Consider the following 17,868-nt stretch of genomic DNA (forward strand, 5'->3'; position numbering starts at 1 on the left):
AGGGCTGTCGGGAGTGAAAGAGGAGAAATGGCACTCGTATCAAAGACCTTCGAACTGTACGGCAAGACCTATACGCTTGAGAGCGGCGAGCTTGCCAAGCAGGCAACCGGCGCCGTACTCGTCAAGCAGGGCGACACGACCGCCCTCGTGACGGTCGTCGTCTCCAAGGAGCGCAAGAACTACGACTTCTTCCCGCTCACGGTCGATTTCAACGAAAAGCTCTATGCGGCCGGCCGCATCCCGGGCGGCTACCTCAAGCGCGAGGGCCGTCCCACGGAGAAGGCCACGCTCACTGCGCGCATGATCGACCGTCCCATTCGCCCGAGCTTCCCCGAGGGCTTCCGCAACGAGGTGCAGATCGTCGCGACCTCGCTCGTGGCCGATCAGACAAACCCGATCGACGTCATCTGCACGATGGCCGCCTCGCTCGGCCTCACCTTGGGCGGCGTGCCGTTTGAGGGTCCCCTCGCGTGCGTGCGCATCGGCCGCAACGTCGAGACCGGTGAGTTCATCGTGAACCCCACCTACGAGGAGCGCGAGAACTCCGACCTCGACCTCGAGCTCGCCGGCACCGCCGACTTCATCTCCATGGTGGAGGCGGGCGCCGATGAGGTGACCGAGGACGACATGCTCGCCGCCATGAAGTTCGGTCAGGAGGCCATCGGCGCCTTCTGCCAAGCTCAGCGCGAGTTCGTCGAGGAGTGGGAGCGCGTGAACGGCGCGATCGTGGCCAAGGAGTACATCCTCGACGAGCCGGTTCCCGAGGTTGAGGAGCGCGTCTTCGCGCACTACGACGAGATGGCGGCGGCGCTCGCGGATGCCGACAAGCTCTCCCGCATCGCCAAGGTGGACGCCCTGAAGGAGCGCATCCGCGCCGAGTTCTCCGAGGAGGAGCAGCTCGCCTGGGAGCGCGAGATCCCCGTCAACCTCAAGAAGCTCGAGAAGAAGGCCATGCGCACCATGGTGGTCGAGACGGGCGAGCGCGTCGACGGCCGCCGTGCCGATGAGATCCGTCCCATCATGGTGAAAGGCAGCTATCTGCCGCTCGTCCATGGTTCCGGCCTCTTCCAGCGCGGTCAGACCCAGGTGCTCTCCGTCCTCTCGCTCGGCATGCTCAACGAGGCCCAGCGTCTCGACACCATCGAGCCCGTCGACGGCAAGCGCTACATGCACCAGTACAACTTCCCGCCGTTCTGCACCGGCGAGACCGGCCGCATCGGCTCCCCGAAACGCCGCGAGATCGGCCACGGCAACCTCGCCGAGCGCGCGCTGCTGCCCGTGCTTCCCGATGAGAAGGAGTTCCCCTACGCCATCCGCGTGGTCTCCGAGGTCATGGAGTCCAACGGCTCCTCCTCCATGGCGTCCACGTGCGCGAGCTGCCTCGCCCTCATGGACGGCGGCGTGCCCATCAAGCGCCCCGTCTCCGGCATCGCCATGGGCCTCATCCAGGAGGAGGGCAAGACCGTCGTCCTCTCCGACATCCAGGGTCTCGAGGACTTCCTCGGCGACATGGACTTCAAGGTGACCGGCACCGAGCGGGGCATCACGGCGCTCCAGATGGACAACAAGGCGACCGGTCTCACCTTCGAGATCCTCGCCCAGGCCCTTCAGCAGGCCAAGGAGGGCCGCGCCTTCATTCTCGGCAAGATGCTCGAGGTCGTGCCCGCCCCGCGCGAGTCCACCCGCGAGACCGCGCCCCGCATCTCCACGATCGAGGTTCCGGTCGATAAGATCCGCGAGGTCATCGGCAAGGGCGGCGAGACCATCCGCGCCATTCAGGACGAGACGGGCGCTTCCGTCGACATCCATGAGGACGGCACCGTCTACGTCGGCGGCGTGGGCTCCTCGGTCGAGGACGCAATCGATCGCATCAAGCTCATCGTCAAGGAGCCCGAGGTCGGTGAGGTCTACGACGGCCGCGTCGTGACCATCCAGTCCTTCGGCGCCTTCGTGCGTCTCTTTGGGAACAAGGACGGACTCCTCCACATCTCCCGCGTCGCGCAGGGTCGCGTCGAGCGCGTGGAGGATGTGCTCAACGTGGGCGACGAGGTCAAGGTCAAGATCATCGAGATCGACGACAAGGGAAAGATCTCGCTCGACCGTCTCGATAAGCCCGAGGCACCGGCGGGTTCCGGCAACGGCGCCTCGCATGACGACGGTCGCGGTTTCGGCGGCCGCCCGCGCCGCGATTCCAAGGACCGCGAGCGCCGCGGTCACGGCGACCGTCCGCGTCGTCCCGGTGACAACGGCGGCAGCGGCCGCGTTCCGCGCCGTCACCACGAGGCGTAATCGCATATAGCCTTGGTAAAGACGGGCCCGTGAGATATCAACTCACGGGCCCGTCTGCTATGTGGCGCCACCGTGCGAGAAGACCGGCACTTCGGCGTTATTTATGGTACGCGTTACGGTTAGCCCGACTCAATCAGTCTTGAAGCCGGTCACGTAGAAGCTCGAGGGCGTGGCGGTACCCGAGGAGCCCCTCTCCGGTCACCCGGGCGAAGCAGGCCATGCCCGCATACGACACCTGGCGGAACTCCTCGCGCGCATCGACGTCGGAAATGTGCACCTCGACGGCGGGGATCGCGACGGCCTTCAGCGCATCGAGGATGCCGATGCTGGTGTGCGTATAGGCGGCGGGGTTTATGACGATACCGTCCACGGTTCCGTACGCATCCTGGATCTTGTCGATGATGGCGCCCTCATGGTTCGACTGGAACACCTCGACCTTGGAGAACCCGAGCGCTCGACCGGCGTCTTGGCAGATCCGCACGAGCGTTTCGTAGGATTCGGTGCCGTAGATGCCGGGCTCGCGTATGCCGAGCATGTTGAGGTTGGGGCCGTTGATGACCAGTGCGCGCATGAGGCTCCTCCTTCCGGTGCGGCTGCGATCGGGCACATCCCGCGCGGCGGGGCCCGCTCACGGCCGCATTTCCGATTCGAAACGATAGACCGCTAGATGTCCGACAGGGCGTCCCGGACGCTTTGGGCGGTCGCCGCGGGCGTCGCGCACGACGCGACGACGGCATCGGCCCAAGCCCGATAGAGGGGAAGGCGCCGCTCGGCGAGCGCGGCGATGCCGTCCCGCTGGGTGACGGGGCGCCCCTTGCTCGAAAGCTCGTCCAGCGGGCGATCGAGCATGACGATACGCGCGTTCTGGTGCAGAAGCCCGTAGTTCTCGGGGCGGGCGACCACGCCGCCGCCGCACGAGATAACGAGGGCGCTGCGCGCGGCGACGCGCCCGAGGACGGCGGTCTCCTCGATGCGGAACGCGTCCTCGCCGTGCGCTGTGATGTAGTCGGCGCAGCTCGTGCCCAGAGCGCGCTCGAGCTCGGCGTCGATATCGACATGCGGGCGGCCAAGGAGGCGCGCGAGCTCGGCGCCGACGCGGGTCTTGCCCGCACCGGGCATGCCGATGAGCGCGATGTTCTCCTCCGCCGCATCGAGCGCGGCGGTCACCGCGCGGATGCGCTCGAGCGAGACGACCTCGCCGGTGTAGCGCTCGACGGCGGCCGCGGCCTGCGCGACGAGCATGAGCAGCCCGCCGATGGCGGGGATGCCCCGGCGCTCCGCCTCCATCATGAGGCCGGTGCGGGCGGGGTTGTAGACGATATCGACCACCGCCTCGAGCGCCGGGAACGCGTCGAGGGGCCAGACGGAGGCGGGGCAGTTGGGGTACATGCCCATCGGCGTCGCATTGACCACGAGCGCGGCGTCCCGGTATGCGTCGAGCTCGTCGTACGTGGCGCTGGGATAGGCCGACGCCGCGCCGGCGTCCTCGGCGCTCTCCGGGGTGCGGCAGACCGCGACCGGTTCCATCTTAAGATCGCCCAGCACGACCATGCAGGTGGAGCCGGCGCCCCCGTGACCGCCGAAGACGAGCGCGCGCTTGCCGGCCAGGTCGAGGCCGAGCGCCTCGACGAGCATCTTGAAACCGTAATAATCGGTGTTGTCGCCGCGGAGGCGCCCGTCGGCGAGGCGCGTCACGGTGTTCACGTTGCCGAGGCGCCGGGCGATGGGGGAGAGCTCGTCCACGATCTTGGCCGCCGCCTTCTTGTAGGGGATGGTGACGTTCACGCCCTCCCACTCGTCCCCGCGCAAAAAGGCCTCCACGCATGCGGGCTCCCGCTCGAAGCGAACGTAGTCGAGCCCCGCGAGCTCGCGATAGATCGCGGGCGTGTAGCTGTGGCCGAGGGTCCGCCCGAGCACCCCGTACGGGCGCGGGGCGCAAGCGCGCGCGTTGGCGTTCTCACCGGGCATCTAAAGCACCTCCGTATAGCTGCCGAAGTACCAGTAGCGCTCGCAGACGTCTCCGAGCGAGTTCAGAAGCTCGATGAACGACGGCGCGCTCACCGGGCAGTCGAGGTCGAAATAGAAGACGAACTCGAAATCGCGGCCAGGGATGGGACGGCTCTCGAGCTTCACGAGGTTGATGCCGAGCGCATAGAAGCGCTCCAGCACGCGGTAGAGCGAGCCGGGCTCATGGCTCACGGTGAGCATGAGCGAGGCGCGGGTGGCGCCCGCGTAGATCTCCGGCTCGGCCGAGATCACCACGAAGCGGGTGTAGTTGTTGTCGGAGTCCTGCACGTCCTCGTCCACGACGTCGAGGCCGTAGAGGCCGGCGCACGCACGGGAGGAGAGGGCGGCCACATCGTCCCGCTCCGCGCGCGCGACGGCCTCAGCCGCCTGGGCGGTGTTCTCGCAGACGTGAACGCGCACGCCGAGCCGCTCGAGATAGCCCGCGCACTGCGCGATCGCCTGCTCGTGAGACCACACCTCGCGGATGTCCTCGAGGCGCGCGCCGGGTTTCGCGAGCAGGTTATGGTCGATCTTCAGGCGGATGGAGCGGACGATATGGAAGCGATACGCCGCGAGGAGGTCGTAGACGGCGTTGACCGATCCGGCCGTGGAGTTCTCGATGGGGAGCACCCCGTAGCGCACCAGCCCGTCGCGCACCGCGCGGCACACGCCGTCGAAGGAGGCGAAGAAGGTGATGCTCGGCAGGCGGAAGAGGCGGCTCGCGGCGATCTGGCTGTAGGCGCCCTCGACGCCCTGGCAGGCGACCGACGCGCGCGCCGGGAAGGGCTCGTCCGCTGGCTTGAGGGCCGCGCGGGCGTCCTCGGCGGCGCCCTGGGGGTCGCCGGCCGCGAGGATGCGCATCTGCTCGGCTTTGTTCATGCTCATCAGCAGGGAGAAGAGCGCGACGGCCTGCGGGACGAGGGCGTCGGGCGCGCGGTCCGCGACGGCGGCGAGCTTCTCGCGCTCCCGCGCGGGGTCGAACACGGCCCTGCCGGTCTCCTTCTTCGCCGCGGCGACCTCCGCGGCGAGCCGCATGCGCTCGCAGAAGAGGTCGAGGAGCTGCGCGTCGATCTCGTCGAGGCGCTTGCGTACAGAAAAGAGGTCCATCGTAGTCCTTATGCTCGTCGGGGGCGGGGTCGGGGGGCGGGGTAGCGCCCGGCTTCGAGGAGGGCGTCCAGGAGCGCGAGGGCGCAGACGGCCTCGGCCACGGGGACGGCGCGTGGCACGATGCTGGGATCGTGGCGGCCGCGCACGACGAGCTCGGCGTCCTCTCCCGTATCGAGGTTCACGCTTCTCTGCGCCCGCGCGATCGAGGGGGTGGGCTTCACGGCCATCTGCCAGATGAGCGGCATGCCCGTGGTGATGCCCCCGAGGATGCCGCCGGCGTTGTTGGTCTCGGTGCGCACGACGCCGTTTTCGAAGCGGTACGGGTCGTTGTTCTCGCTGCCCGTGAGGTAGGCCACGGCAAAACCGGCGCCGAAGTCGACCCCCTTCACGGCGGGCACCCCGAATGCCAGGCGGGCGATCCGGTTCTCCATCCCGTCGAACATGGGGTCGCCGACGCCCGCCGGCACGCCGTAGGCGGCGCACTCGATGACGCCGCCGATGCTGTCGCCCGCTTCCCGGGCATCGAGGATGGCCTGGGTCATCTGGGACCCGGCGTCGGCCGAGATGGTGGGGAAGGGGCGGGTGCGCAGGCGCGCGATCTGCGCCTCATCGAGCTCGAGCTCGCTCAGGCCCTCGTCGGCGATGCCCGCCGGGCCCAGGCTCGCTATGTGGGCGGCGATCGTCACGTCCGCGCGCTCGAGCGCCTGCAGCGCGATGCCGCCGGCGACGCACAGCGGTGCGGTGAGCCTGCCGGAGAAATGGCCACCGCCCGCCACGTCGTGCCAGTTACCGAATCTCACACGCGCGGGATAGTCGGCGTGCCCGGGGCGGGGGACGGAGCGCAGGCCGTCGTAGTCTCCGCTGCGGGTGTTGGCATTGCGTATGAGTGCGGCGAAGGGCGCGCCGTCGGTCACGCCCCCGTGCAGACCGGAAAGGATCTCCGGGGCGTCGGCCTCGCGCCGGGGCGTGGCGATGCGGGAGCGTCCGGGCGCGCGCCGCTCTAAAAACGCCTGGAGCGCGCGCATATCCACCGGGATCCCCGCCGGCAGACCGTCGAGGACGCAGCCGATGGCGGGGGAGTGGGACTCGCCGAAGATCGAGAGCTTGAGGATGTTGCCGACCGTCGAAGACACGGGTCAGATCGCCTCCTTGCAAATGACGCTTCCGCCGAGCGCCCGATAGTGCTCGAAAAACGCCGGGTACGACTTGGCCACGGCCTCCGCGCCCTCGATGGCGACGGGGCCCTGCGCGCGGATCGCGGCCACCGCCGCGCTCATGGCGATGCGGTGATCGTTGTGCGCCCGCACCGTGCCGCCCGTGAGCGCGGGCCTGCCCGCGATGACGAGGGACTCCCCCTCGATGTGCACGTCCGCCCCGAGCGCGCGGAGCATCTCGGTCGTCGTGGCCAGGCGGTCCGATTCCTTCATGCGCAGGCGCGCGCAGTCCTCGATGACCGTCTCGCCCTCGGCGCAGGCGGCGACGACCGAGATCACCGGGACGAGGTCGGGGATGTCCTTGGCCGAGAGGCGGATGCCGCGCAAGCGGTCGGGGCGGACGGTGATGGAGCCCGACCCGCGCATGATCTTCGCGCCGAAGAGCACGAGCGCCGCGGTGACGGCCCGATCGCCCTGGACCGATTGGGGGGATATGCCCGTGACCGTGAGGGGGGCGGTGCCGAGGGCGCCGGCGCAGAGCCAGAAGGCGGCGTTCGACCAGTCCCCCTCGACCGCGAGGGAGCCCGGGGTGCGGTAGCCTTCCCCTTCGACGATAAACAGGGTCTGCGGCTCCTCGGCCGTGGCGCCGACGAAGGTTCTCGTGCGCACGGAGACGCCGAAGGCCTCAAGGGCGCGCACCGTGAGGGAGACGTAGGGCTGGCTCTCGATGCGCCCGCGCACCAGGATCTCCACGGGCCCGGGCAGAAGCGGGGCGGCGAGCAGGATGCCCGAGATGTACTGCGAGCTCACGTCGCCGGGCAGGATGAAGCGCCCCGGGCGCATCCTGCCGGACGTCGCGAGCGGAAACGCCCCCAGCCCGGTGATGTCGCATCCCGCGGCGACGATCTCTGCCGCCAGCTCCCCCAACGGCCGCTGCCCGAGCCGCTCCGACCCGGTGAACGCTGCGTCGGCGCCGAGGGCGCAGGCGACCGGCAGCATGAAGCGCAGGGTCGAGCCGGACTCGCCGCAATCAAGCACCGCCCCCTTGAGCGCGGCGAGGATGCCCTTCTCGCGGCTCTTGGGGATGGGGAAGATGCGGTAACCGGCATCCGTTCTTACGATGCGGGCGCCGAGTGCCGTGAGGCACCGCACCGTGGCGTCGATGTCGTCGCAGGTCGTCGCGCAGTCAAGCTCGGTCTGGCCGTTGGCGAGGGCGGCGGCGATGATGAGGCGGTGCGCGACCGACTTGGAGGAGATGGCGCGCACCTCGCCGGCGAGGGCGCGGGGCTCGATGGTGGCAATCACGCTTGGGTCAGCTCCTTATTCGAAAGTCCGGCTCGAATCAGGTCGAAGAACTGGTCGAGGGTCACCGTCTGGATGGTGCACGAGGCGACGCCCAGGGGCAGCACGAGGTCGATGGCGTCTCCGTGGCGCTTCTTGTCGTGCCGGGCGGCCTCGATCAGCTCCTCCGCCGCGAAGGGGCACGCGCTCTCGAGGCCGTGTGCGGCGCAGACCGCCGCGATGCGCTCGGCGAGGCCCCGAAGGTCGGCGGGGGCGTCCGCAACCTTGGCGGTCGCGCGCGTGATGGCGACCATGCCCATGGCGACCGATGTGCCGTGCCCGAGTGCGAAGCGCGAGCGCGCCTCGATGGCATGGCCGATGCTGTGGCCGAAGTTCAAAAGCTTGCGCACGCCCGCCTCGCGCTCGTCCTGGATGACGACGTCGCGCTTGATCTCGACGTTGCGCGCGACGATGGCCGCCACGAGCGGGAGGTCGCGCGCGAGGGCGTCGACGGTGATGGGGTGCTCCTCGAGCGCGGCGAGCAGCGCCGCGTCGGCGATGACGGCGTGCTTGATGACCTCGCCGCAGCCGTCGGACAGCTGCTCGGGCGAAAGGGTGCCCAGGCAGCCGACGTCGGCGATCACCGCCCGGGGCTGCCAGAAGGCGCCCGCGAGGTTTTTGCCCTGGGGAAGGTCGACGGCGCACTTTCCGCCCACCGACGAGTCGACCATCGCGAGAAGGCTCGTGGGGACCTGGACGTAGGCGATGCCGCGCAGATAGGTCGCCGCCGCGAAGCCCGCCATGTCGCCCGTGACGCCGCCGCCGAGCGCGACGACGACATCCCCGCGATCGAGTTGATGGTCCGCAAGGTGGCGCAGGATCGCCCCGTAGGTGTCGAGCGTCTTTCGCTCCTCGCCGGCCTCAAAGGTGAAGGTCGTGGTCGCAAAGCCTGCATCGGCCAGGCTCTGCTCCACGATCTGGGCATAGAGGGGGCCGACGTGGGAGTCGGTGACGATGGCGGCACGCCCGCCGCCGACAAGCGGGCGCACGAGGGCGCCCGTCCGCTCCAGAAGGCGCGTGCCGATGTGCACGCGATAGGGGTTCTCGACGGGTACGTCGACGGTCAGCATATCCACGGCAATCAGTCCCTTCGGGTGTCATCGAGCGCGCGCTTGATGCGGTCGCCCTCGGCGAGAAGCGCCCGCAGGCGCTCGTTGTCCCGATCCTCGAGGGCGTCGCGATAGGCGCTGAGCGCGCAGATCAGATGTGTTATCTCCTGCGATAGGTTGCTCGCGTTGTCGATCATGAGCTCGGACCACATGCGCGCGTTCAGATGGGCCACGCGCGTGAGGTCGCGGTAGCTGCCGGCGGAAAAGCCGTGGTGCTCCTGCGCGGTCGGGCTCTTCACGTAGGCGTTGGACACCACGTGCGCGAGCTGGCTCGTGAAGGAGATGACCCGGTCGTGGTCGGCGGGGGTCGTCACGCTGAAGCTGCCGAAACCCGCGGGCCTCAGCAGCTCGAGGGCCCGGTCCAACAGCATCAGCCGCGCGATATCGTCGAGCGCGGGCGGCACGAGCACCATCGGGGCGCCCGCGAACAGGTCCGCGCGCGCGTAGGCGAAGCCCGACATCTCGGTGCCGGCCATGGGGTGCGTCCCCAAAAAGGCGAAGCCCTCCGCGCGCGCGAGCCGGAAGGCGCGCTCGCACACCGCCTCCTTGACGCCCGCGGTGTCGATGACGAGCGGCCCCGCGACGCAGGCCGGAAGGGTCGGGTCGGCCTCGCGGGCCTCCCGCGCCGCGCGGGAGAGCGCCCCGGCGTGCGCCTCGAGCCAGGACACGCAGGCATCGGGGTAGGCGGCGAGCACGATGAGGTCGCATCGGGCGATCGCGGCGTCGTCGAGCTCGCCCTCGACCACCTCGATGCGCGCCGCGTCCAAGGTGGCCTGATCGATATCGGTCGCGCGCACGCGCCAGCCCTGCGCCGCATAGGCCCGCGCGAAGCTGCCGCCGATGAGGCCGAGCCCGACGATGCCCACGGTCGGTCGGCAGCGGTCGCACGCCCCGGCGGGCGCCGTGCCGCGCAGCGAAGCACGCCCGTCCATCATGATTCCCCGACCGCGTCTGCCGAGACGGCCTCGCGGACGATGCGGATGCGCGCCATGAGGTCGCAGAACATATCGGGCGTGAGGGCCTGGGCGCCGTCCGACCAGGCGTGCGCGGGGTCGTCGTGCACTTCGACCTCCAGGCCGTCGGCGCCGGCCGCAACGGCGGCGAGCGCCATGGGCCCGACGTAGCGGGTGTGTCCCGTGGCGTGGCTCGGGTCGGCCACGACGGGGAGGTGGGAGAGCTCGTGCAGGACGGGGACGGCGTTCAGATCGAAGGTGTTGCGCGTGCGCGTCTCAAAGGTGCGGATGCCGCGCTCGCAGAGGATCACGTTGTCGTTGCCCTCGCTCATGATGTATTCGGCCGCCATCAGCAGCTCGTCGATGGTCCCGGCGAGCCCGCGCTTGAGAAGCACCGGGACCCTCGCCTTGCCCACCTCCTTGAGCAGCGGGAAGTTCTGCGCGTTGCGCGCGCCGATCTGCATGACGTCGATGCCGCGCGAGAGGAACTCGTCGATATCGCGCGGGTCCATGATCTCGGTCACGAGGGGGAGGCCCGTCTCGGCGCGGGCCTCGAGCAGCGCGTCGAGCCCGGCGGGGCCCATCCCCTGGTAGGCGTAAGGGGAGGTGCGCGGCTTGTACGCGCCGCCGCGCAGCATGGTCGCCCCGGCCTCCTTTACGCGGCGGGCGATGCGGATGAGGTTGTCGCCCTCCACCGAGCACGGCCCGGCGATGACCTGGAAGTTGCCGCCGCCGAGGGGAACGCCCCCGCAGTCGATGACCGAGTCGGCGGGATGGAACTTGCGGTTCGCCTTCTTGAACGGCTCGGACACGCGCTGGACGCGCTGGACGATATCCATCGACTCCAAGAGGAACGGGTCGATTCTCGTGGTGTCGCCCACAAGGCCGATGATCGTCTCGTTCTCGCCGTGGCTGACGTGCGCCGCAAGGCCCTTCTTCTCGATCCACGACACGAGCTGGGCGACGGCGCTGCCGTCGGCATCTTTCTTCAAAATGGCAATCATAGGGCTCCCTGCGGTCTGGCTCCGTGCGGAATCGTTGGTACATAGTACCGCGTCTTCCTGTGCGTACATAGAGAATTAACTCGGGCGCGGCGCTCTCTTCGATCAGCGCTGGCGCGCGGCGGGGATTTGGGTATAATGGCTTGCAGCTTGTCCCGTTAGCTCAGCTGGATAGAGCGTCTGCCTCCGGAGCAGAAGGCCACAGGTTCGAATCCTGCACGGGACACCCCCAAACGGTACGGGCCCTGCGTCTCACGCGACGCAGGGCCCTTTTTGCCGCCTCGCGGCAGCATGCGCTCTGGCGATGGCCGCTAGGACCGGTCGGCCCCGACGGGCTCGGCGCCGGGCAGCTCCTCGGGGCGCCTGCGGCCGATCCACCAGCGCGTGTCGCGGTCGCTGCCCTCCAGGACGAGCAGGCGCTCGATCCCCGGACGGTTGTCGAGCATGCGCAGGATGCCGTCCGAGGTGAACGCGGCGACCACGTTTCCCTTGAAGGGGAGGCCGCGGCGCATATGGCCGAACTTGACCTTCTGGTCCCTGAAGCGGTGAAAGAAGGCGTCCACGTCCGCCCCCGTCTCGAACCCGAGCATGCGCTGGATGACCTCGCGGGAATCCGAGGCGACCGTGCCGCCGCCGTGCGCGATCAGCCAATCGATGCCGCGCATCATGTTGTCGCGCGCCGCGCTGCCGGCATCGGTGATGATGTAGCGTTCCATGGTTCTCCCTGAACGTCGCGGTTCATGCATTTCTTGATAGTACCCCATGATACGCGCGCGTTGCGTCCGCATGCGGCGCGGGCCGGGTGCGGCAGGCGGAAAAATCCCGCCGACCCCCTGCGCACATTTGGGTATACGAGAACCCGAGTCTATTCCGAGGAGCCGGTATGCCCCAAGAACACGCAACGCCCATAACGGGCCTGTCCGCGGCCGAGGTCGCCGAGCGCGTCGAGCGCGGTCAGGTCAACCTCAACATGGAGCTCAAGACCAAGAGCGTCCGCGAGCTCGTCATCGAGAACCTCTGCACCCTTTTCAACCTCATCAACGTGGTGCTCGCCGCGCTCGTCATCGCCGCCGGCTCGTGGAAGAACCTCTCGTTCCTCGCGATCGTCGTGCTGAACACCGGTATCGGCATCGTGCAGGCGCTGCGCTCCAAGCGCATGGTCGACAAGCTCACGCTGCTCGCCACCAAGAAGGCCCGCGTCGTCCGCGACGGCGAGGAGGTCGAGCTCGATCTCGAGGAGATCGTCCTCGACGACATCGTGAAGATCGGCCGCGGCGATCAGATCCCGGCCGACGCCGTCGTCATAAAGGGCTCGGCCCAGGTGAACGAGAGCCTGCTCACCGGGGAGAGCGACCTCATACGCAAGGACCCGGGCGCCATGCTCATGAGCGGGAGCTTCCTCGACTCCGGGCTCGTGTACGCGCGCGTCGTCCACGTCGGCGCCGACAACTACGTCTCGCGCATCAACAACGAGGCGAAGTACGTCAAGAAGGTCAATTCCGAGATCATGCGCGCCCTGAACGCGATCGTGCGCTTCGCGAGCGTCATCATGGTCCCCCTGGGGCTCGCCCTGTTCTACGCGAGCGTGCGCGAGAGCTTCGAGGCGTGGGCCGCGGCATCGGGCGCGTCGTCGACCGGCTTTGTCGACTGGCTCCTTGCGGCGGAGGTTTCCGGCGCGCAGGTGAGCGCCGCCGTCCTCTCCACGGTCGGAGCGCTCCTCGGCATGATCCCGCAGGGGCTCGTGCTGCTCACCTCCTCGGTGCTCGCGATCGCGACGATACGCCTGGCGCGGCGCAAGGTGCTCGCCCAGCAGCTCTACTGCATCGAGACCCTTGCGCGGGTAGACGTGCTCTGCCTCGACAAGACCGGCACGATCACCTCGGGGCGCATGGAGGTGGAGGGGACCTACCCCCTGGCGGTCGCCGCGGGCCCCGGCGAGGCGCTCCGCGGCGTTCCCGACACGGTGCCCGCCCTCGACTTCGCGCTCGCCAACATCGCGCGCGCCTCGGCAGAAGATGCCAACGAGACGGCGAAGGCGCTCCTCGCGTATTACGCGCTCCCCGAGAACGCCGTGCCCGAGGCCGAGCTCGTCCGCGCCATCCCGTTCTCGTCCGCCAAGAAATGGAGCGGCGCGTCCTTCACCTGCGGGTCCTTTGTCATGGGTGCCGCGCAGTTCGTTCTTGCGCCCGACGCCTACGCCGAGATCTCCGCCGAGGTGTCGCGCCTCGCCTCGACGTGCCGCGTGCTCGTCGTCGCGGCGGTGGAGGGCTTCGACGCCGACGGCGACATGCGCGGCCGCGCGACGCCCCTGGGGCTCGTGACCATCCGCGACGAGATCCGCGCCTCGGCGGCCGAGACCATCGGCTACTTCGTCGAGCAGGGCGTGACCCTGAACGTCATCTCCGGCGACGACCCGCGGACCGTCTCTTCGATCGCGCAGGTGGTGGGCATCCCGGACGCCGGGGCGTACGTGGACGCCACCACGCTCGACACGCCCGCGAAGGTGGACGCCGCCGTCGATCGCTACCATGTCTTCGGCCGCGTGACCCCCATGCAGAAGCGCGAGCTCGTCCAGGCCCTCCAGCGCCGCGGGCACACCGTCGCCATGACGGGAGACGGCGTGAACGACGTCCTCGCCCTCAAGGAGGCCGACTGCTCGGTGGCCATGGCGGCGGGATCGGACGCGGCCCGCAACGTGGCCGAGATCGTGCTCGTGGAGAACGACTTCGCGGCCATGCCCGCCGTGGTCGCCGAGGGCCGGCGCTCCATCAACAACCTCCAGCGCTCGGCCGCCCTCTTCCTGACCAAGACGCTCTTCTCCATGGGGCTCGCCGCCATCTGCATCGCGTTTCCGCCCTATCCCTTCCAGCCCATTCAGATGACCCTCATCAATTTCTTCTGCATCGGTTACCCCGGCTTTGTGCTCGGCCTTGAGGCGAATCGCGCCCGTGTGGAGGGGATTTTCCTCACCAACGTCGTTAAGCGGGCGCTGCCGGCGGCGCTCGGCGTGCTTGTAGGCGCCTGCCTCAACATGGCGCTCTGCTCGTTCGCCGAGCTTTCCGCCGCCACGCTCTCCACCATGTGCCTCGTCACGACGAGCGCGGTCGGCTGCTGTCTTATCGCCCGCATCTCCTGGCCGTTCACGCCCCTGCGCATCGCACTTTTTATCTCGATCGTCGTGGGACTCGCTGTCGGCATCCTCGGCTTCGCCGATTTCTTCTCCATCGCGCGGCTCTCGCTGGGAATGGCTGTCGAGCTCGTCGTGGTGAGCCTCCTCTCCTGCGCGCTCTTCTTTGCGCTCGCGCGGGCGATGGACCGGCTCCAGCCGAGGCGTACGCACTCCGCATCGGGTTTCGGGCGCGGTGTCCAGGTGAAGATGGGCCGCTCGGGCATGCGGAGCGTGCGCTCGACGCGCTCGGCGCTCCGTCGCTTCTGGTGGCGCTCGCGCGACCGATTCAACCGATATGTCACGGAACATCGGCACGAAGATGCCGCTGCGGCAGACCATGCGTTCCGCGCGGAGGGCTCGGCGCCCAAGCTTCCCGTCGGCGCGGTTGCGCCCCATCGTTCTCGAGTCGCCGAGCAGGCGGATGGCGCCGAGGGGGCGGACGGGAAGCGCGAGCACATGATTTCGAGCGATGCTTCGGACCATGGGGGACAGGAGGCCGGCGCGGCATCCTCCAGGCCGCGCAAGACGGCGAAGCACACCAAGTCGGGCTTCTCGTCGGTCACCAAGTCATCTCACGGCATCCACATCACTATGCCGGCGCGCAAAAAGCGCTGAGCGGGATGCCCGTACGGCGCAGGTAACCGAGCGTGCCGCCGGACTCAGCCGCCGCGGCGCTCTCGCGGCCGGTGAGCATTATGAGCGATGCGGCATGGCGACAGGTGCCCGCGGCGGTGGGTATGAACGAAGCCGCCCGTCTGCTCCAAAGCTATGCCACCGATGCGGGGCTCACACCGCTTGCCTCGGAGTGGTGGCACTTCAACGATCTCGCGAGCGCCTCTGGTGTGGACGACAGCTATACCGGGCGGTTCACGCTGGCCGCCAATGTGGGCGTGGCCCCGTAGGCGGGAAGGGGAGCGGGCGCCTCCTCCCGTAGGGAGTCGTATCTTGCAACGGAATATTTCATAAGGAAGCGGTAAGGACGTGTTACGGATCTGCCATCTTGGACTCGCCGGGCGGCGTGTCCGCACGACGGGGTAGGATGGAGGGACCATGTTCGTCCCGACGACTGGAGTCCCCATGGAGCCCATCGCCTCGCACCTCCCCTTTGAGCGCACCCTCACCGTGGGTGGACGCTCGTTCCGCTATGCTTCGCTCGATGCCCTTCCCGAGTCGCGGCGGCTGCCCGTCTGCCTCAAGATTCTGCTAGAGAACGTCATCCGCCGCGCGCCGAGCGAAGATGAAGCGCGCAGGCGCGCGCAGACGGTTATCGAGGCGGGCCTTGCGGGCCGGGCGGGCGCCGAGATCGAATTCATGCCGGCGCGCGTGCTCTTTCAGGACTTCACCGGTGTCCCGGTGTTCTGCGACTTCGCGGCCATGCGCGACGCCGCCGCCGAGCGCGGGGAGGATCCCGCGAAGGTGAACCCGCTCATACCCTGCACGCTCGTTATCGACCATTCCGTCACGGCCGATGTGGTGAGCTGCCCCGAGGCCGCGCAAGAGAACGCCCGGATCGAGGCAGAGCGCAACGCCGAGCGGTTCGCCTTTCTCAAGTGGGCTGCCGAGAGCTTCGACAACGTCGAGATCGTGCCGCCGGGCGTGGGCATCTGCCATCAGCTGAATGTCGAGCGCTTCTGCCGCGTTGCATGGACGGACGCCGCCGACGCCAGCGCGCCGCTCGTATACTTCGACACGCTCGTGGGCACTGACTCGCACACCCCTACCGCCAACGGTCTCGGCGTGCTCGGGTGGGGCGTCGGCGGCATCGAGGCAGAGGCGGCAGCGCTCGGGCAGCCCGTCACGATGACGGTGCCCCCTGTGGTGGGGGTGCGGCTGACGGGCGCGCTTCGCTCCGGGACGAGCGGTATGGACGTCGCCCTCGCCTTTGCCGAGCGCCTGCGCAAGGAAGGCGTCGTCGGATGCCTCCTGGAGGTAACCGGACCGGGCGCGGAGACCCTCAGCGTGACGCAGCGCACGACGATCGCCAACATGACGCCCGAATATGGTGCCACCGCCACGTTCTTCCCCGCTGACGACGCCACGTTTGCGCAGCTCGAGTGCTTCGGCAGGAGCCCGGAGGAGGTAGAGCTCGTGCGAGCCTACCTTGCCGCCCAGGGCATGCTCGACGCAGACGACGGCATCGTGTACCAGCGAATCATCGAGATCGACCTGAGCGGGGTCGAACCCTCGCTCGCCGGCCCGTCGCGCCCGCACGACCGTGTGCCGATCTCCCGGTTGCGGGAGCGGTTTCGCGGGGCGCTCGCAGACGCCGGGCGCGAGCCGGGGGCGGCCTTCATCACTTCTCTCGACGGCATGCCGTGCGAGGTGCGCCACGGCGCCATCGCCATCGCTGCGGTCACGAGCTGCACGACGGCAACCGACCCGGCCATGATGGTCGCCGCCGGGCTGGTCGCGCGGCGCGCCGCAGATCTCGGGTGCACGGTTCCTCCCTGGGTCAAGACGGTCTTCGCGCCGGGCTCGCATGCAACGACGGCGCTCCTCGCCCGATTGGGGCTCATCGAACCGCTCGCGGAGCTCGGTTTCGCCGTGTGCGGGTGGGGTTGCATGAGCTGCATCGGCAACTCCGGCCCCGTCTTCCCCGGTATGGAGGCCATAGCGGGGGAGTGCGAGCTCACGAGCGTGCTTTCGGGCAACCGCAACTTCGAGGGGCGCATCTCGCCGCACGTCGCCCAGAACTACCTCTGCGCGCCCGCCCTCGTCATCGCCTACGCACTCGCCGGCACGATGGATATCGACCTCTCGCGGCAGGCCCTGTGCGACGGCGCTACCGGACCCGTGTACCTCAGCGATCTTCTGCCCTCCGACGAGGAGGTGGTAGACGCCTTGGCGCGCGCCGACCTTGCAGACGTCTACGCGCGCACCGCTCGGGAGCCCATGTGCGGCTCCTCTCGTTGGCAAGCGCTCGCCGCCCCAGAGGGGGCGGCGTATCGCTGGGACCCGGCGTCGACCTACGTGCGGCGGCCGACGTTTCTCGATGGGCGGCGCGCGGACCCCGTCTTCTCCGTCGAAGGTGCGCGGGCCCTGGTGTATCTCGGGGACTTCGTGACGACCGATCACATCTCGCCCGCCGGAGCCATCGCTCCGGACGGGCCGGCGGCGCGCTACCTGAGGGAGAACGGAGTGGACGACGCATCGTTCAACTCGTTCGGCGCGAGGCGCGGCAACCATGAGGTCATGATGCGCGGTACCTTCGCCAACGTGCGCCTCGACAACCGTCTTGCCGCCGGAAGGCGCGGCGGCTGGACGCTCGATCCGGTGACGGGCGATATCACCTCGGTCTTCGATGCGGCGATGTCCGCGCGCGATGCGGGCATCCCGCTCATCGTGCTCGCCGGCAAGATGTACGGCTCGGGCTCCTCGCGCGACTGGGCCGCGAAGGGCCCCCAGCTCCTGGGCGTGCGCGCCGTCATCGCCGAGAGCTTCGAGCGCATCCACCGTTCCAACCTGATCGGCATGGGCATCGTTCCGCTCGCCTTCAAGCCCGGTGACACGGCGCCGGCGCTCGGGCTTGTGGGCGACGAGTCGTTTAGCATCGAGCCCATCGACCTCTGCTCCCTGGGTCAACGACCGGTTGAGACGCGGGTGGTCGCGTGCGGGCCCGATGGGCGCCGCGTGGACTTTTTGGTAGACGTTCGTGTGGATACGCCGGCAGAGGGCGCCTATCTCGCCGCAGGTGGTATCCTGCCCTTTGTACTCGATAACGTGCTCGCTTAGGGGGCG

13 protein-coding genes and 1 tRNA gene are annotated in these 17,868 nt (G+C 68.8%); 5 read left to right on the forward strand and 9 right to left on the reverse strand.

The genetic code is table 11. The annotated features are described in order from the left end of the window. The first annotated feature begins 27 nt into the window (after positions 1-27). Positions 28-2,289, forward strand: a complete 2,262-nt coding sequence (locus B5F70_RS00955; RefSeq protein ID WP_087203689.1) for a polyribonucleotide nucleotidyltransferase — start codon at positions 28-30, stop codon at positions 2,287-2,289. Between the two features lie 133 nt (positions 2,290-2,422). On the opposite strand, the gene aroQ is transcribed toward B5F70_RS00955, so the two are convergent. From aroQ to aroF, 8 genes are all read right to left on the reverse strand, one after another. Beyond that, positions 2,423-2,860, reverse strand: coding sequence for a type II 3-dehydroquinate dehydratase (aroQ, locus tag B5F70_RS00960; protein ID WP_087203690.1), 438 nt, complete (start codon positions 2,858-2,860; stop codon positions 2,423-2,425). 92 nt (positions 2,861-2,952) lie between these two features. After that, on the reverse strand, positions 2,953-4,257 hold the full coding sequence (locus tag B5F70_RS00965; protein ID WP_087203691.1) for a shikimate kinase: 1,305 nt from the start codon (positions 4,255-4,257) through the stop codon (positions 2,953-2,955). After that, a complete protein-coding gene (locus B5F70_RS00970) occupies positions 4,258-5,403 on the reverse strand; it encodes a bifunctional chorismate mutase/prephenate dehydratase (protein ID WP_087203692.1) in 1,146 nt (381 codons plus the stop codon). It lies immediately after the preceding gene. 8 nt (positions 5,404-5,411) lie between these two features. Further along, positions 5,412-6,536: a chorismate synthase gene (gene aroC / locus B5F70_RS00975; RefSeq protein WP_087203693.1), complete on the reverse strand. Its 1,125-nt coding sequence runs from the start codon at positions 6,534-6,536 to the stop codon at positions 5,412-5,414. Between the two features lie 3 nt (positions 6,537-6,539). Beyond that, positions 6,540-7,862 (reverse strand): 3-phosphoshikimate 1-carboxyvinyltransferase, encoded by a 1,323-nt coding sequence (aroA, locus tag B5F70_RS00980; RefSeq protein WP_087203694.1) that lies wholly within the window; start codon positions 7,860-7,862, stop codon positions 6,540-6,542. Continuing rightward, on the reverse strand, positions 7,859-8,968 hold the full coding sequence (gene aroB / locus B5F70_RS00985) for a 3-dehydroquinate synthase (protein WP_239463027.1): 1,110 nt from the start codon (positions 8,966-8,968) through the stop codon (positions 7,859-7,861). Before aroB ends, aroA begins: the two co-directional genes overlap by 4 nt. An 11-nt stretch (positions 8,969-8,979) precedes the next feature. Next, positions 8,980-9,939 carry a prephenate dehydrogenase gene (locus tag B5F70_RS00990; RefSeq protein WP_087203696.1) on the reverse strand — a complete coding sequence of 320 codons (960 nt, stop codon included), beginning with the start codon at positions 9,937-9,939 and terminating at the stop codon, positions 8,980-8,982. Next, a complete protein-coding gene (gene aroF / locus B5F70_RS00995; protein WP_087203697.1) occupies positions 9,939-10,964 on the reverse strand; it encodes a 3-deoxy-7-phosphoheptulonate synthase in 1,026 nt (341 codons plus the stop codon). The genes B5F70_RS00990 and aroF overlap by 1 nt, the downstream gene beginning before the upstream one ends. 149 nt (positions 10,965-11,113) lie before the next feature. Here aroF and B5F70_RS01000 point away from each other — a divergent pair. Beyond that, a tRNA-Arg gene (locus tag B5F70_RS01000) sits at positions 11,114-11,187 on the forward strand. An 85-nt stretch (positions 11,188-11,272) separates the two neighbouring features. Here B5F70_RS01000 and B5F70_RS01005 read toward each other — a convergent pair. Next, the gene (locus B5F70_RS01005) at positions 11,273-11,677 is read right to left on the reverse strand and encodes a hypothetical protein (RefSeq protein ID WP_087203698.1); all 405 of its coding nucleotides are present in this window, start codon (positions 11,675-11,677) and stop codon (positions 11,273-11,275) included. Between the two features lie 167 nt (positions 11,678-11,844). Between B5F70_RS01005 and B5F70_RS01010 the strand changes: the two genes are divergently transcribed. The 3 genes from B5F70_RS01010 (at position 11,845) to acnA (ending at position 17,862) form a co-directional block, all read left to right on the forward strand. Next, on the forward strand, positions 11,845-14,745 hold the full coding sequence (locus tag B5F70_RS01010) for an HAD-IC family P-type ATPase (protein ID WP_087203699.1): 2,901 nt from the start codon (positions 11,845-11,847) through the stop codon (positions 14,743-14,745). 32 nt (positions 14,746-14,777) lie between these two features. Beyond that, positions 14,778-15,032: a M15 family metallopeptidase gene (locus B5F70_RS10715; protein ID WP_087203700.1), complete on the forward strand. Its 255-nt coding sequence runs from the start codon at positions 14,778-14,780 to the stop codon at positions 15,030-15,032. A 148-nt stretch (positions 15,033-15,180) separates the two neighbouring features. Continuing rightward, positions 15,181-17,862 (forward strand): aconitate hydratase AcnA, encoded by a 2,682-nt coding sequence (acnA, locus tag B5F70_RS01020; RefSeq protein ID WP_241145856.1) that lies wholly within the window; start codon positions 15,181-15,183, stop codon positions 17,860-17,862. Positions 17,863-17,868: the final 6 nt, after the last annotated feature.

The sequence above is a fragment of the Collinsella sp. An268 genome, assembly GCF_002159765.1.
Classification (GTDB): domain Bacteria; phylum Actinomycetota; class Coriobacteriia; order Coriobacteriales; family Coriobacteriaceae; genus Coprousia.

Coding starts and splice junctions, on each gene's coding strand:
- acnA (WP_241145856.1), top strand. CDS start 15,181: ATGTTCGTCCCGACGACTGGAGTCCCCATGGAGCCCATCGCCTCGCAC.
- B5F70_RS01010 (WP_087203699.1), top strand. CDS start 11,845: ATGCCCCAAGAACACGCAACGCCCATAACGGGCCTGTCCGCGGCCGAG.
- B5F70_RS00990 (WP_087203696.1), bottom strand. CDS start 9,939: ATGGACGGGCGTGCTTCGCTGCGCGGCACGGCGCCCGCCGGGGCGTGC.
- B5F70_RS00965 (WP_087203691.1), bottom strand. CDS start 4,257: ATGCCCGGTGAGAACGCCAACGCGCGCGCTTGCGCCCCGCGCCCGTAC.
- B5F70_RS00955 (WP_087203689.1), top strand. CDS start 28: ATGGCACTCGTATCAAAGACCTTCGAACTGTACGGCAAGACCTATACG.
- B5F70_RS00970 (WP_087203692.1), bottom strand. CDS start 5,403: ATGGACCTCTTTTCTGTACGCAAGCGCCTCGACGAGATCGACGCGCAG.
- aroQ (WP_087203690.1), bottom strand. CDS start 2,860: ATGCGCGCACTGGTCATCAACGGCCCCAACCTCAACATGCTCGGCATA.
- aroB (WP_239463027.1), bottom strand. CDS start 8,968: ATGCTGACCGTCGACGTACCCGTCGAGAACCCCTATCGCGTGCACATC.
- aroF (WP_087203697.1), bottom strand. CDS start 10,964: ATGATTGCCATTTTGAAGAAAGATGCCGACGGCAGCGCCGTCGCCCAG.
- B5F70_RS01005 (WP_087203698.1), bottom strand. CDS start 11,677: ATGGAACGCTACATCATCACCGATGCCGGCAGCGCGGCGCGCGACAAC.